Here is a 12,616-nt window from a genome sequence, read left to right as displayed (position 1 = left end):
CTTTCAGGAGGAACATTTGAGAATTCAGCCCGTTAACTGAACGACGCCGCCTGATAACAGGCTTCCATTTGATCCAGTGCGGACTGATTTTCCAACCCCCACTGGTACATTTGCTCAATGGGTTCGGCAAAGGTTCTGCCGAGTGGGGTCAGGCGGTAATCGACTTTTGGTGGGACCACGTCATACACATGGCGGGCAATCAACCCTCGCTGCTCCAGCTCTTTGAGCGTCTGGAACAGCATTTTTTTGGAAATCCCCTGCAGGCTACGCTGTAACTCACCGGTACGGGCGCGTTCATCCGGCCAGTGATACAGCGCATGCAGCACCATTGAGCTCCATTTCACTGAAAAGAGCTCCATCAGGCGGCGCGGCGGCGAGTCCGCATAGAAAAAGAGTTTACCCTCAACCCAGGCTGGCATTGTTCTGTCCTCTGCTTATGGTCACCAAATGGTGACTACTATCAATATGGAACCCTGTTGACTATAGTCTGCCCCCTTGAGTTAGCCAGAACCAGCACATTCCTGAGGTAAGATGAAAATCAACGCATTAGTCGCCCATGACGCGGCACAACCCTTAACATCAGGCCAGATTTCGCTGCGCGCGTTACAAAAGCAGGATGTCAAAATCGAGATCCTCTTCTGCGGCGTGTGCCACTCCGATCTCCATATGGCGCGTAACGAATGGGCGGTTAGCCAGTATCCGCTGGTGCCGGGGCATGAGATTGTCGGGCGAGTCGTGGAGGTTGGGGACGAAGCCACCCGTTTTAAACCCGGTGATATCGTCGGTGTGGGCGTGATGGTCGACGCCTGCCGCGAGTGCCATTTCTGCAAGCACCACGAAGAGCAGTACTGTGAGGCGGGGTTTACCGCTACCTACAATGGTATTGATAAATATACCGGCGAAAGAACCCGCGGCGGCTATGCGCAGAGCGTGATTGTCGATCAGCATTTTGTGGTTTCTGTACCGCAAAACCTGCCGCTTGCCGGGGTTGCACCGCTGTTGTGTGCGGGCGTCACTGTCTGGTCGCCGCTGCGCCATTTCAACGTCAAAGCAGGCGATCGTGTGGGTGTTGTGGGGCTGGGGGGGTTAGGCCATATGGCAGTGAAGCTTGCCAGTGCGATGGGGGCGGAAGTGACGCTGTTTACGACCTCCCCGGAGAAGGGTAAAGATGCTCTTCGTCTGGGGGCAAAGCAGGTGGTGGTATCGCGCGATGCCGCGCAAATGGCTGCCTGCCAGACCTCGCTGGATTTTATCATTGACTGCGTAGCGGCACCGCACGATCTGGATCCCTATCTGGCAATGCTGAAAACCAATGGCCGCCTGGTGTTGGTAGGCATTCCGGACCAGCCGCACAACTCGCCGAATATTACGCCCATGGTGTTCCGGCGTTTAAGCATCAGCGGTTCGTCGATTGGCAGCATTCAGGAAACGCAGGAGATGTTGAACTTCTGCGGCGAACACAATATTACCGCTGATATTGAAACGATCGGTGGTGAGGATATCGAGGCTGCCTTTGCCCGTATGCTTAAGGGAGACGTTAAGTACCGCTTTGTCATTGATATGCAGGCTACGACCTGGTAGTGGAGCGGGAGTCTCGGGCGGCCATTGCAGGCCGCTTTGCGCCTGAGCGTAAATCAGTAGAGCAGACATGACGGCTATCGATGCTGCCCACTCCCTGTAAAAGGAGATATCAAGACGACTGGCGCATCAGGCATTGGGTCCCTCTGAAAGGTGCGGTAAGTCATCACATAACGCCTGCAATTCATTGAAGAGTCTTGCCACATGGAAACCATCGCACACGGAATGATGGACCTGAACGGCGACAGGCAACAGTACTTTCCCATCCTGGTTGAAATATTTTCCAAACGTGAACATAGGGGCAAAAAAGTTCTGCATGTTAGCCACGTTAATATTAAAACTGGTAAAACTTCCCCATGGAATAGACGAGACGAAAAATATATTTTCCGGAGATTCGCCCTTAGGCCAATAAGAAAGATTATTACCATAGCGCGCAACGTCTTCGGAATAAACCGTCTGGAAGTTTTGAATATTGCCATCGTACGGGCTCCATAATGATGAAAACGTCTCGGTTTCATTATGGAAAATGGTATAGCTTGGATGCACTTCCTTCCAAATGACAAGCTCATTATTCTTCATGGCCATACGAAATTCCGAATGGCTGTTTGCAATTTTAGAAAGAAGTGAAATCATAGTGGGGTAAAATCTCCAGCCCACCTCTTTGATATGTTTTAGCAGCACGGTAATATCTAAATTAACAGTTTGGTTAATTGTACTTTGAGCAAACGACTGAAATACCTCAAAATGCTCCTTCCTTGCCCAACGGGATAAATCAACAGTGGTATATTCCGGGATTGTTTTTTTCATTTTTCATCCTTATTAAGCAATCATATATCAGACTAAGTTTGTCATAAATTAAGCAAGGGTACAGGTCTCGAACCGTTTTGGTCGCGAACGCATTTGTGAGAGTAGCCTATCCTTATACAGGAGGAAAGAAAATGTTAAATGTTTAATATGTCAGATAATAAAAGTAGATTGTGCAATCTTCGGGTGTTTTCCTGTCGAGAAAATGCTCTGGAATATCCGCTCCTCCCTCATGATGGACCTGATAACCTTGCTTTTTGTTCGCTTCGCGCCAGAAGCAGACATGTTAAAATCCAGATCCTATAATTCAGAAGTCCTGAAAAAGGTAATGCTTTGAGGTTTCCGACATGACGACCTTTCATCAACTTTCTGCCACCAGCCTGCGCGGCCAGCTCGTCTCTATGGCCGACTATGCAGGTAAGCTGGTTCTGGTGGTGAACACTGCCAGCCATTGTGGCTTCACACCCCAATACGCCGGCCTTGAAAAGCTCTATAAAAAGTATGCCGATCGGGGGCTGGTGGTGCTGGGTTTCCCCTGTAACCAGTTCGGTAAACAGGAGCCCGGCGGTGCCGACGATATTTCGCAGACCTGCCATATCAACTACGGTGTGAGCTTCCCGATGTTCGAGAAAGTAGAGGTCAACGGCGCGGCTACGCACCCGGTATTTCGCTATCTGAAAGAGGCGTTGCCCGGCGTGCTGGGGGGGCGGATCAAGTGGAACTTCACAAAGTTCCTGGTGGGGCGCGACGGCAAACCGCTGAAGCGTTTTGCACCGATCTCCACCCCGGAGAAGATGGAAGCCGCTATCCTTGCTGCACTTGAAATCTAAGTGGGCCAGAAAGGGAAGGCCGGGAGCGCTTCGCTTGCCCGGCCCGGATACTGCAACGGTTGCCCTGTGGCGGACCTTATTTTGTCGCCAGTTCTCTGCGGATAATCTCCGCCCCCGCGCTTAACGCGTTGAGCTTGCCGTTGGCAACCTGGCGGGATAACGGCGCCATCCCACAGTTGGTCGAAGGGTAGAGCTTGTCAGCATCAACGAACTGCAGCGCTTTGCGTAAGGTACTGGCTACTTCTTCTGGCGTCTCGATGGTATTGGTGGCTACATCGATGGCGCCAACCATCACTTTTTTACCGCGGATCAGCTCCAGCAGATCCATCGGCACGCGCGAGTTATGGCACTCCAGCGAGATGATATCGATGTTGGAGGTTTGCAGTTTAGGGAACGCCTCTTCATACTGCCGCCACTCTGAGCCCAGCGTCTTTTTCCAGTCGGTATTGGCTTTGATGCCATAGCCATAACAGATGTGCACCGCCGTTTCGCATTTCAGCCCTTCAATGGCTCTTTCTAACGCGGCGATCCCCCAGTCATTCACCTCATCGAAGAACACATTAAAGGCGGGTTCATCAAACTGGATAATATCCACCCCTGCCGCCTCTAGCTCTCTGGCTTCCTGGTTGAGAATTTTGGCGAACTCCCAGGCCAGCTTTTCGCGGCTTTTGTAGTGGTTGTCATAGAGAGTGTCGATCATCGTCATCGGGCCCGGCAACGCCCATTTGATCGGCTGCGTGGTGAGCTGACGTAAATATTTGGCATCTTCAACAAACACCGGCTTCTGGCGAGCCACGGCACCCACGACGGTCGGCACGCTGGCATCATAGCGATTACGGATTTTAACCACTTCGCGCTTCGCAAAATCGACGCCGCTGAGGTGCTCAATAAAGGTGGTGACGAAGTGCTGACGCGTTTGCTCACCGTCGCTGACGATATCAATGCCGGCCCGCAGCTGATCGTCGAGGGATAAACGCAGCGCATCCTGCTTACCGGCGAGTAATTCCTCATTCTCCAGCTTCCAGGGAGACCACAGGGTCTCCGGTTGGGCAAGCCAGGACGGTTTCGGCAAGCTGCCGGCAGTAGACGTGGGGAGCAATGTTTTCATAACAGGTGACCTTATTGTTTTAATTAATCAACGCGCGTACTGAGCAGACCATTGCTCAAGAATATTCTTGTACGGTTTGATGAAGTGTTTCTCAGTAAACTTTCCCTGCTCAATCGCTAACTGGCTACGCTCTTCGCGATCGTAAACAATTTTGGTCAAGGAGTGATCCTGGTTCGTCAGGCTGGGTTGATAGTGTTGCCCGGCGACCGAGTTAGCGTTGTAAATCTCAGGACGGTAGATTTTCTGGAACGTCTCCATCGTACTGATGGTGCCGATCAGCTCAATAAAGCTGTAGTCGCTCAGTAAATCGCCGATGAAATAAAACGCCAGCGGCGCTGCGCTGTTTGGCGGCATAAAATAGCGAACCTGCAGGCCCATTTTTTTGAAGTACGCTTCCGTCAATGACGAACCCTGCTGCTGGTATTCGAAGCCTAAAACCGGATGTTCATTCCCGATGCGCTGGTAGACATTTTTATTGGATACGCTGAGGCAGATCACCGGCGGCTTGTTAAAGTTCTGCTGGTACTCTTCAGAGTTCACAAAATGTTTGAAGATATTGCCGTGTAACGCGCCAAAATCCTGCGGAATGCTGAACTCCGCCTGATGTTTATTGTGATCCGGCAGCAATACGCTGAAATCATAATCCCGCACGTAAGAAGAGAAGTTATTCCCGACAATACCTTCGATGCGCTCGTTGGTATGTTTATCAACTATATTGGTTTTCAATATTTCAATGGCCGGGAAGGTGAAGCGGCTATCTTCCGCATCAATATTCATCTCGACAGAGATAATATCCAGCTCAACGGAATAACGATCGCCTTTGGGGTTATCCCAGTGCGCTAAGGCGTTGAATCGGTTGTCGATCATGACTAACGTATTACGCAGGTTCTGCTGGCGATTATCGCCGCGGGCCAGATTGGCAAAGTTGGTGGTAATACGCGTGTTTTCTGAGGGATTATAATTCTCATCGAAACGACTGCGCTTAATCGTAAAGGTGAAGTCTTTATTCATCGTTATCTCACTTCCTGAGCTCTGGCATAAGGACTGAAGCTATCTCATTTCAGTCTTTATGTTGCTGATACGTTAATGCATCTTTTATGCCAGAGCCCCGGAACGAGTGAAAGCGACTAAATTTCACTACAACATGAGCCATCTTCATGATCGGCGAACCGATCAGTCACTTTTCTCCGAACGCTGCTCCAGATCCAGCGCGCTGGCGCTGGCGGGATCGAAGAGTGAAAGACTTTCAATTTGATCCAGCATAATCACCTTGCGGAAGGCCATTGCGCTTCTGGGCTGTGAATCGAGGGTAATATCATGTTCGGCATACCACTTGCTGTAGTTATGCTCAATGCACAGATTCAGCGTCGTACCGTCACGATAGCCGCTGAGCATCGGGATCAGCACGATATTGGCGGTCTTTTCATATTCGAGGGTCGCGGTATGGATCATGCCGACATAAATTCGCCGCGACTTCAGGGTCACCAGCGCCAGTTCGCCTTCCTCCATACACTGGTAAAGCAGCTGTTCGATACCGCTGGATTGCGACAGGCGCTTATAAAGCTGTTTCCGGCCTTCGCCGTCCAGCCTGGCGCTGCCTGCCCAGTTAGAGCGATAGAGACAAAACAGGATGGCAAAGGCCAGCATCACCACCACCGGCGCCTGGATGCCCAGAAAGCTCCAGTTCATAAAATCCACTTGCCAGTTGGCGTTGTCCTGGGCGGTTAAGTGGAACGTATTGGCAGCATACGAAAGCCCGAGCAGCAGCAACCAGAGCAGGCCGGTGGCGATCACGCCCTGCAATACAAAGATACAGCCGTACAGCGCGACCAGAAAATAGACGTCCCAGCCGAAGGAGCGCTTAATTTTAAACCGGGTGGAGAGGTCACGACTGGTGTACCAGTATCCGCTCACCATCAGCACCATAAATATCGCCGTTCCCATATCAGGCCCTCTTCAGCGCGTTAACATGGCGCAGAAAGTCCTGTCGCACCTCTTTGCTTTTGTAATTGACCGAGGCGTTACCGTCCTGATCGATAATAATGCGGTCCCCGTCCTCGACGGCTTCAATAATTTCCTGCTGACTCATCACCTGCAGTAACGACTCCGGGCTGGAGAAGATCGACATAACCAGACGTCTCATCGCGTGGCATCCTTATAAACAAAAAGGTTAAGTCTGGTCGATCCGCGCAGGCGCTGCCTTAAGGTTATGCTGAAAATGTTTAGCTTAGGGCCACACAGGGGAGGGTGAATTAACCTGCCAGGGTGCATAAAACCCACCATAATTAGTAGGGTTAAACAACGCCAGGTGACAATCATGAAGGACAATATTGACGAGTTTAAAACGCACTTCCAGGGGGAAGTGCTTCTTCCGGACGATGCCGGCTACGACGAGGTGCGCCAGATCTGGAACGCCATGATCGACCGCAAACCCGCGTTAATCGCACGCTGTACGTCAACGGAAGATGTGATGCAGGCCATCCAGTTTGGCCGCACGCACAATCTGCTCATTTCGATCCGCGGGGGCGGGCATAACATCGCCGGCAACGCCGTCTGCGACGACGGTCTGATGATCGACCTCTCGCTGATGAAGGACGTGCAGGTAGACGTGACTACCCGTACCGCCAGCGTCGGGCCCGGCTGCACCCTTGCCGACTTTGATCGGGTGGTGCAGGCTCATGGTCTCGCCACGCCGCTGGGCATCAATTCGACCACCGGGGTGGCCGGCCTGACGCTTGGGGGCGGTTTCGGCTGGCTGAGTCGCAAGTACGGGATGACCATCGATAACCTGCTCTCGGCCGAAGTCATTACGGCAGACGGCCGGCAGCTGAACGCCAGCGAATCGGAAAATGCGGATCTCTTTTGGGGGCTGCGCGGGGGCGGCGGCAACTTCGGGGTGGTGACGCGCTTTGATTTTCAGCTCCATCCCGTCGGGCCGAATGTGCTGAGCGGGCTGATCGTCTTCCCGTTTGAGCAGGCCAAATCGGTGATCTCCCAGTTTGCCCGCTTCACCGAGACCATGCCGGAGGAGCTTAACGTTTGGATGGTGACGCGCAAGGCGCCGCCGCTGCCGTTCCTGCCCGCAGAGGTTCACGGCAGGGAGATGATCGCGCTGGCCCTGTGCTATGTGGGCGATCCGGAAGAGGGTGAGAGGATTATCGCGCCGCTGCGCGAGTTCGGTACGGTGCTGGGCGAGCACGTCGGCGTGCAGCCTTATACCGCCTGGCAGCAGGCCTTCGATCCGCTGCTGGCGAAAGGAGCGCGCAACTACTGGAAGTCGCACAACTTCGCGCAAATCAGCGACGGCGTGATCGATGCCATCATCGAATACGCGGCCAGGCTACCGTCCCCGCACTGTGAAATATTCATCGGAACCATTGGCGGTCAGACGACACGCGTCGCGCCCGAAGCCATGGCCTACTCCAGCCGTGACGCGAACTACGTGATGAACGTACACGGGCGCTGGGAAACCGCCGCCGAGGATGAGCGCTGCATCGCCTGGGCGCGAGAGTTCTTCGCCAGATCGCAGCCGTTTGCCAGCAGCGGGGCCTATATCAACTTCCTCACCCAGGAGGAGACCGACCGCATCGCCTTTGCATACGGGGCCACCTGGAACCGGCTGGTGGAGCTGAAGAGCAAGTACGACCCGACAAACCTGTTCCGGATGAATCAGAACATTAAGCCGGTATGAGGTTGGTCAGGACGAAGCAGGTAAGCCAGTCCGCAGCTAGTCGGACTGGCGTTTAGCATTAACCGGGATCAGTTCTCTTCAGATTCATTTTCCGCGTCGTTATCGCCACCAAAACTGAGCAGTTCGGAGACTTTCATATTGCCGATCTCCTCGGCTTTCTGCTTAACGCTGTCGATTTGCTTGTTCGTCTCTTCCGATAGCCCAGAGGCGAGGGCACTCTGTTTAGCTTTTTCCATTTCGCTGTTCACGGAGTTGGTTAACGCTTCAACCGAGGCATTGGCCTCCTGGGTCGTCTCTTCAACTTTGGATTTCGCTTCCTGCGAGAGCTCCATATCACAGCCCGCGAGGAGAACGCTTCCCGCAAGAAGGAGTGCCGGGGTAAGTTTGATCATAGTGGTGCAGGCCTTTTTCGTTATCCGGACGTGTCGCAACGTCGTTGTGGTGGTATTTGCCAACATGATGACATGCCGCTTTGATATTTATTCGAGCGATAAAGTAAGAAAGCGCAAAGTTGGGTAAGCCAGTGGAACGCCACCTTTACCGGGCTGCGCAGATATCACGGTTTACATCGCTGTAGCAGATCGCATACCATACCCCCCTACAGTATCAAGGAGCCCCTTCCATGCCACATTCACCTGAAGATAAAAAACGTGTCCTGACGCGCGTGCGCCGCATCCGCGGGCAGGTCGATGCCCTGGAGCGGGCGCTCGAGTCCGGCGAACCCTGTCTCGCCATCCTGCAGCAGATCGCCGCGGTGCGCGGGGCGGCTAACGGGTTGATGGGCGAGATGGTTGAAATTCACCTCAAAGATGAGCTGGTGACAGGCGAAACCACCGCCGATCAGCGGGCCGTCAGAATGGCAGAAGTCGGTCATTTGCTGCGCTCTTATCTAAAATAAACACCTGACATCACTAAAAGGAAAGCAAGATGAAATCACGTGCTGCTGTTGCATTTGGCCCAGGCCAGCCGCTGAAAATTGTTGAAATTGATGTGGCACCGCCGAAGAAAGGTGAAGTGCTGGTGAAAATCAGTCACACCGGGGTATGCCATACCGATGCCTACACGCTTTCCGGTGATGATCCGGAAGGTCTGTTCCCGGTGGTGCTCGGCCATGAAGGTGCCGGGGTGGTGGTTGAGGTCGGTGAGGGCGTCACCAGCCTGCAGCCGGGCGATCACGTCATCCCGCTGTACACCGCAGAGTGTCGCGAGTGTAAGTTCTGTAAATCCGGCAAGACCAACCTCTGCCAGGCGGTTCGCGCTACCCAGGGCAAAGGCGTGATGCCGGACGGCACCAGCCGTTTCTCTTACAACGGTGAGCCGATCTATCACTACATGGGCACCAGCACCTTCAGCGAATACACCGTCTGCGCCGAAATCTCGCTGGCGAAAGTGAACCCGCAGGCGCCGCTGGATAAAGTCTGTCTGCTGGGCTGCGGCGTCACCACCGGCATTGGCGCAGTACACAACACCGCGAAAGTGAAAGAGGGCGATACCGTAGCGGTCTTCGGTCTGGGCGGGATCGGTCTGGCGGTTATCCAGGGTGCGGTGCAGGCGAAAGCCGGACGTATTCTGGCAGTGGACACTAACCCGGAGAAATTCAAGCTGGCCGGGGAAATGGGCGCGACCGATTTCATCAACCCGAACGACTACGACAAGCCGGTGCAGGACGTGATCGTTGAACTCACCGACGGCGGGGTCGACTTCAGCTTTGAATGTATCGGGAATGTCAACGTGATGCGCGCGGCGCTCGAGTGCTGTCATAAGGGCTGGGGCGAAAGCGTGATCATCGGCGTAGCCGGGGCCGGGCAGGAGATCAAAACTCGTCCGTTCCAGCTGGTGACCGGTCGCGTCTGGCGTGGTTCCGCCTTTGGCGGCGTCAAAGGCCGCACGCAGTTGCCGGGCATGGTCGAAGACGCGATGGCGGGCAAAATTCAGCTCGATCCGTTCATTACCCATCGCCTGCCGCTGGAGCAGATCAACGAAGCCTTCGATCTGATGCACGAAGGCAAATCCATTCGCACCGTTATCCATTTCGGCGATAACTAACAGACCCTCTCTCTCCCGCTGCGCCTTTACGGGCAGCGGGACGACATTTCTTTAAAAATCATTGCGAAAGTGTGACCAGTGTTGCGATTTTAGGCGTAATCAAATTCAGTGTAGTGCCGATGACTATTTTACAGGCGTGTTCCCACGCATCTTACCTATGAGAGAGTCAACGGCTATGGACAAAACAACAACAGTTCGGGCGCAACATAAGCTGGGCTTCCTGCATCACCTCAGGCTGCTTCCGCTTATCTCCTCGATTTTGGGTGGTATTATTTTGCTGTTTGCCCTGAGCGCCGGGCTGGCAGGCTATTTTTTACTGCAGGCAGACAAAGATCAGCAGGATGTCACCGCTGAAATTCAGGTGCGTACCGGATTATCAAACAGTTCTAACCACCTGCGTACGGCGCGTATCAACATGATCCACGCGGGTGCCGCCAGCCGTATCGCGGAAATGGACGCGATGAAAAAGAACATCGCGGAAGCCGAACAGCGTATCAAACAGTCTCAGGACAGCTTTGCCATTTACATGAACCGCGGCGTTCGTACTCCGGCGGATGAAGCGCTGGATGGCGAGCTGAAATCGAACTATCAGGCCTATATCGACGGCATGCAGCCGATGCTGAAATATGCCAAAAACGGCATGTTCGAAGCCATCATCAACCATGAAAATGAATCGGCGCGCCCGCTGGATGACGCCTATAACGAGGTGTTGCTGAAGGCGATCAAGATCCGCACCGACCGCGCCAATATGCTGACCGAACAGGCGCATACCCGCACCCAGCTGGGGCTGATGTTTATGATCGGCGCCTTTGGTCTGGCGCTGGTGCTGACGGTGATCACCTTTATCGTGCTGCGTCGCACGGTGATTAACCCGCTGCAGCGCGCGGCGAACCGTATTGCTCATATCGCCAAAGGCGACCTGACCCTGGCTGAGGACCTGACCGGGCGCAGTGAAATTGGCCGCCTGACCCACGACCTGCAAACCATGCAGCGTTCGCTGGTGGGCACCGTAGGCACCGTGCGTCAGGGTGCGGAAGAGATCTATCGCGGAACCAGCGAAATCTCCGCCGGCAACACCGATCTCTCATCACGTACCGAGCAGCAGGCCGCCGCCATTGAGCAGACCGCTGCCAGCATGGAACAGCTGACCGCCACCGTGAAGCAGAACGCCGATAACGCGCATCACGCCAGCAAACTGGCGGAAGATGCCTCCGGTAAAGCCAGCCGTGGCGGCCAGATGGTCTCCGGCGTGGTGAAAACCATGGGCAATATCTCCAGCAGCTCGAAGAAAATCTCTGAAATTACCGCGGTGATCAACAGCATCGCCTTCCAGACTAACATCCTGGCGCTGAACGCCGCGGTGGAAGCTGCCCGTGCCGGTGAGCAGGGGCGTGGATTTGCCGTGGTCGCCAGCGAAGTCCGTACCCTGGCCAGCCGCAGCGCCAACGCCGCGAAAGAGATTGAAGGGCTGATCAACGAATCGGTGTCGCTCATTGACCAGGGTTCCGGTGAAGTGGTGGCCGCCGGTAATACCATGAACGAGATCGTGGAAGCGGTTAAACGCGTCACCGATATCATGCTGGAGATTGCAGCCGCCTCCGACGAGCAGAGCCGTGGCATTGTGCAGGTCAGCCAGGCGATCTCGGAGATGGATAAAGTCACCCAGCAGAACGCCTCGCTGGTGGAAGAAGCCTCTGCGGCGGCGGCCTCGCTGGAAGATCAGGCTGCCCGCCTGACCGAAGCGGTTGGTACCTTCCGTCTGCACGGTATGACCCAGGCCCGCAGCAGCAGTAAAGCGGCACCGATTACGCCTGCCGCGCCGCTGCGCCCGGCGGTAGCCGATGGTGATAACTGGGAAACCTTCTGATTTGCTAACCCTACCCGGTGGCGGCTACGCCTTACCGGGCCTACGAAACCTGGCACCATGTGGGTTTTCGTAGGCCGGGTAAGCGCAGCGCCACCCGGCAATAGAGGGGCACCCTTGCCGCCGGGAAAAAAGGGTTCATGTTTCGACATGAACCCTTTTTTTATTCCCCGCTATGATGGTTGTAAGGGCTGAAGAGGAACAAGACGATGAAACGATTTACGCAGGTGGTTTGCGCCGCATGGCTGCTGGCCGGGTGTGCTTCCGGCGGCAGCGTGGGGATTGGCGGCGTGGGAATAGGCGGGGGCGGTGGCAGCGGCGGCGTAGGGGTTGGACTCTCTTTTCCGGTGGGCGGCAGCACCTCGACCGCGGACAACGGGCTGGCGGACTGCGAGGGTGATGTCTACCGCGTGCAGCCCCGCTATCCAGAGCAGGCCGCGGCGCAGAACTACTCCGGCAGGGTGACAGCGTCGTTTAACGTCAAGCTGAACGGGCGGGCGGCGGACTACGAGGCGGCGGGAGATAAACCCTTCTTCGACGAGACGAAGCGGGCGGTGATGCGCAGCTGTTGGCCAGCCGGCGTCAGACAGAGTTGGGTCGTGAACTACCAGGGCGGCAAAACGGCGACCTGGATGCAGAATTCCTTGTCAGGCACGCCATAAAGATAAAAAAAACCGGCCACACGAGGTGGCCGG

At 54.8% G+C, this 12,616-nt stretch carries 14 protein-coding genes; 7 read left to right on the top strand and 7 right to left on the bottom strand.

The window, feature by feature from the left end; translation table 11 throughout:
• Positions 1-32: 32 nt before the first annotated feature.
• Positions 33-419 carry a helix-turn-helix domain-containing protein gene (locus ES815_RS21280; protein WP_142489608.1) on the bottom strand — a complete coding sequence of 129 codons (387 nt, stop codon included), beginning with the start codon at positions 417-419 and terminating at the stop codon, positions 33-35.
• Positions 420-531: 112 nt separating this feature from the next.
• Here ES815_RS21280 and ES815_RS21275 point away from each other — a divergent pair, with 112 nt between their 5' ends.
• Positions 532-1,581 carry an NAD(P)-dependent alcohol dehydrogenase gene (locus ES815_RS21275; RefSeq protein ID WP_142489607.1) on the top strand — a complete coding sequence of 350 codons (1,050 nt, stop codon included), beginning with the start codon at positions 532-534 and terminating at the stop codon, positions 1,579-1,581.
• A 126-nt stretch (positions 1,582-1,707) separates the two neighbouring features.
• Here the strand turns inward: ES815_RS21275 and catA are convergent, their stop codons facing one another.
• Positions 1,708-2,385: a type A chloramphenicol O-acetyltransferase gene (catA, locus tag ES815_RS21270; RefSeq protein WP_142489606.1), complete on the bottom strand. Its 678-nt coding sequence runs from the start codon at positions 2,383-2,385 to the stop codon at positions 1,708-1,710.
• Between the two features lie 344 nt (positions 2,386-2,729).
• Between catA and ES815_RS21265 the strand changes: the two genes are divergently transcribed.
• The gene (locus ES815_RS21265) at positions 2,730-3,212 is read left to right on the top strand and encodes a glutathione peroxidase (protein ID WP_142489605.1); all 483 of its coding nucleotides are present in this window, start codon (positions 2,730-2,732) and stop codon (positions 3,210-3,212) included.
• Between the two features lie 76 nt (positions 3,213-3,288).
• Here the strand turns inward: ES815_RS21265 and ES815_RS21260 are convergent, their stop codons facing one another.
• The 4 genes from ES815_RS21260 to ES815_RS21245 form a co-directional block, all read right to left on the bottom strand.
• A complete protein-coding gene (locus ES815_RS21260) occupies positions 3,289-4,320 on the bottom strand; it encodes a methionine synthase (protein WP_142489604.1) in 1,032 nt (343 codons plus the stop codon).
• Positions 4,321-4,347: 27 nt separating this feature from the next.
• Entirely contained in the window at positions 4,348-5,331 is a 984-nt protein-coding gene (locus ES815_RS21255) for a DUF1852 domain-containing protein (protein WP_142489603.1), read from the bottom strand.
• Positions 5,332-5,493: 162 nt separating this feature from the next.
• Positions 5,494-6,264 (bottom strand): hypothetical protein, encoded by a 771-nt coding sequence (locus ES815_RS21250; protein WP_142489602.1) that lies wholly within the window; start codon positions 6,262-6,264, stop codon positions 5,494-5,496.
• A 1-nt stretch (position 6,265) separates the two neighbouring features.
• Entirely contained in the window at positions 6,266-6,463 is a 198-nt protein-coding gene (locus ES815_RS21245) for a hypothetical protein (protein ID WP_142489601.1), read from the bottom strand.
• A gap of 174 nt (positions 6,464-6,637) precedes the next feature.
• On the opposite strand from ES815_RS21245, the gene ES815_RS21240 reads away from it, so the two are divergent.
• Positions 6,638-8,011, top strand: coding sequence for an FAD-binding oxidoreductase (locus tag ES815_RS21240; RefSeq protein WP_142489600.1), 1,374 nt, complete (start codon positions 6,638-6,640; stop codon positions 8,009-8,011).
• Positions 8,012-8,079: 68 nt separating this feature from the next.
• Here ES815_RS21240 and ES815_RS21235 read toward each other — a convergent pair whose 3' ends face one another.
• Positions 8,080-8,403, bottom strand: a complete 324-nt coding sequence (locus ES815_RS21235) for a hypothetical protein (RefSeq protein WP_142489599.1) — start codon at positions 8,401-8,403, stop codon at positions 8,080-8,082.
• Between the two features lie 230 nt (positions 8,404-8,633).
• Here ES815_RS21235 and ES815_RS21230 point away from each other — a divergent pair, with 230 nt between their 5' ends.
• From ES815_RS21230 to ES815_RS21215, 4 genes are all read left to right on the top strand, one after another.
• Positions 8,634-8,909: a metal/formaldehyde-sensitive transcriptional repressor gene (locus tag ES815_RS21230; RefSeq protein ID WP_032610935.1), complete on the top strand. Its 276-nt coding sequence runs from the start codon at positions 8,634-8,636 to the stop codon at positions 8,907-8,909.
• 29 nt (positions 8,910-8,938) lie between these two features.
• Positions 8,939-10,057, top strand: a complete 1,119-nt coding sequence (locus tag ES815_RS21225) for an S-(hydroxymethyl)glutathione dehydrogenase/class III alcohol dehydrogenase (protein ID WP_142489598.1) — start codon at positions 8,939-8,941, stop codon at positions 10,055-10,057.
• Positions 10,058-10,232: 175 nt separating this feature from the next.
• Positions 10,233-11,924 (top strand): methyl-accepting chemotaxis protein, encoded by a 1,692-nt coding sequence (locus tag ES815_RS21220; RefSeq protein ID WP_142489597.1) that lies wholly within the window; start codon positions 10,233-10,235, stop codon positions 11,922-11,924.
• 206 nt (positions 11,925-12,130) lie between these two features.
• Positions 12,131-12,583, top strand: a complete 453-nt coding sequence (locus tag ES815_RS21215) for an energy transducer TonB (protein WP_142489596.1) — start codon at positions 12,131-12,133, stop codon at positions 12,581-12,583.
• The last annotated feature ends 33 nt before the right edge of the window (positions 12,584-12,616 follow it).

This window comes from Leclercia adecarboxylata, from assembly GCF_006874705.1.
Lineage (GTDB): Bacteria > Pseudomonadota > Gammaproteobacteria > Enterobacterales > Enterobacteriaceae > Enterobacter > Enterobacter adecarboxylatus_C.
The sequence above is the reverse complement of the archived record's forward strand: the minus strand, read 5'-3'. Positions and strand labels throughout refer to the sequence as shown.

What these genes read in the sequence shown, in the direction of transcription:
- ES815_RS21280 (WP_142489608.1), bottom strand. Translation starts at nt 419, where the DNA reads ATGCCAGCCTGGGTTGAGGGTAAACTCTTTTTCTATGCGGACTCGCCG.
- ES815_RS21275 (WP_142489607.1), top strand. Translation starts at nt 532, where the DNA reads ATGAAAATCAACGCATTAGTCGCCCATGACGCGGCACAACCCTTAACA.
- catA (WP_142489606.1), bottom strand. Translation starts at nt 2,385, where the DNA reads ATGAAAAAAACAATCCCGGAATATACCACTGTTGATTTATCCCGTTGG.
- ES815_RS21265 (WP_142489605.1), top strand. Translation starts at nt 2,730, where the DNA reads ATGACGACCTTTCATCAACTTTCTGCCACCAGCCTGCGCGGCCAGCTC.
- ES815_RS21260 (WP_142489604.1), bottom strand. Translation starts at nt 4,320, where the DNA reads ATGAAAACATTGCTCCCCACGTCTACTGCCGGCAGCTTGCCGAAACCG.
- ES815_RS21255 (WP_142489603.1), bottom strand. Translation starts at nt 5,331, where the DNA reads ATGAATAAAGACTTCACCTTTACGATTAAGCGCAGTCGTTTCGATGAG.
- ES815_RS21250 (WP_142489602.1), bottom strand. Translation starts at nt 6,264, where the DNA reads ATGGGAACGGCGATATTTATGGTGCTGATGGTGAGCGGATACTGGTAC.
- ES815_RS21245 (WP_142489601.1), bottom strand. Translation starts at nt 6,463, where the DNA reads ATGAGACGTCTGGTTATGTCGATCTTCTCCAGCCCGGAGTCGTTACTG.
- ES815_RS21240 (WP_142489600.1), top strand. Translation starts at nt 6,638, where the DNA reads ATGAAGGACAATATTGACGAGTTTAAAACGCACTTCCAGGGGGAAGTG.
- ES815_RS21235 (WP_142489599.1), bottom strand. Translation starts at nt 8,403, where the DNA reads ATGATCAAACTTACCCCGGCACTCCTTCTTGCGGGAAGCGTTCTCCTC.
- ES815_RS21230 (WP_032610935.1), top strand. Translation starts at nt 8,634, where the DNA reads ATGCCACATTCACCTGAAGATAAAAAACGTGTCCTGACGCGCGTGCGC.
- ES815_RS21225 (WP_142489598.1), top strand. Translation starts at nt 8,939, where the DNA reads ATGAAATCACGTGCTGCTGTTGCATTTGGCCCAGGCCAGCCGCTGAAA.
- ES815_RS21220 (WP_142489597.1), top strand. Translation starts at nt 10,233, where the DNA reads ATGGACAAAACAACAACAGTTCGGGCGCAACATAAGCTGGGCTTCCTG.
- ES815_RS21215 (WP_142489596.1), top strand. Translation starts at nt 12,131, where the DNA reads ATGAAACGATTTACGCAGGTGGTTTGCGCCGCATGGCTGCTGGCCGGG.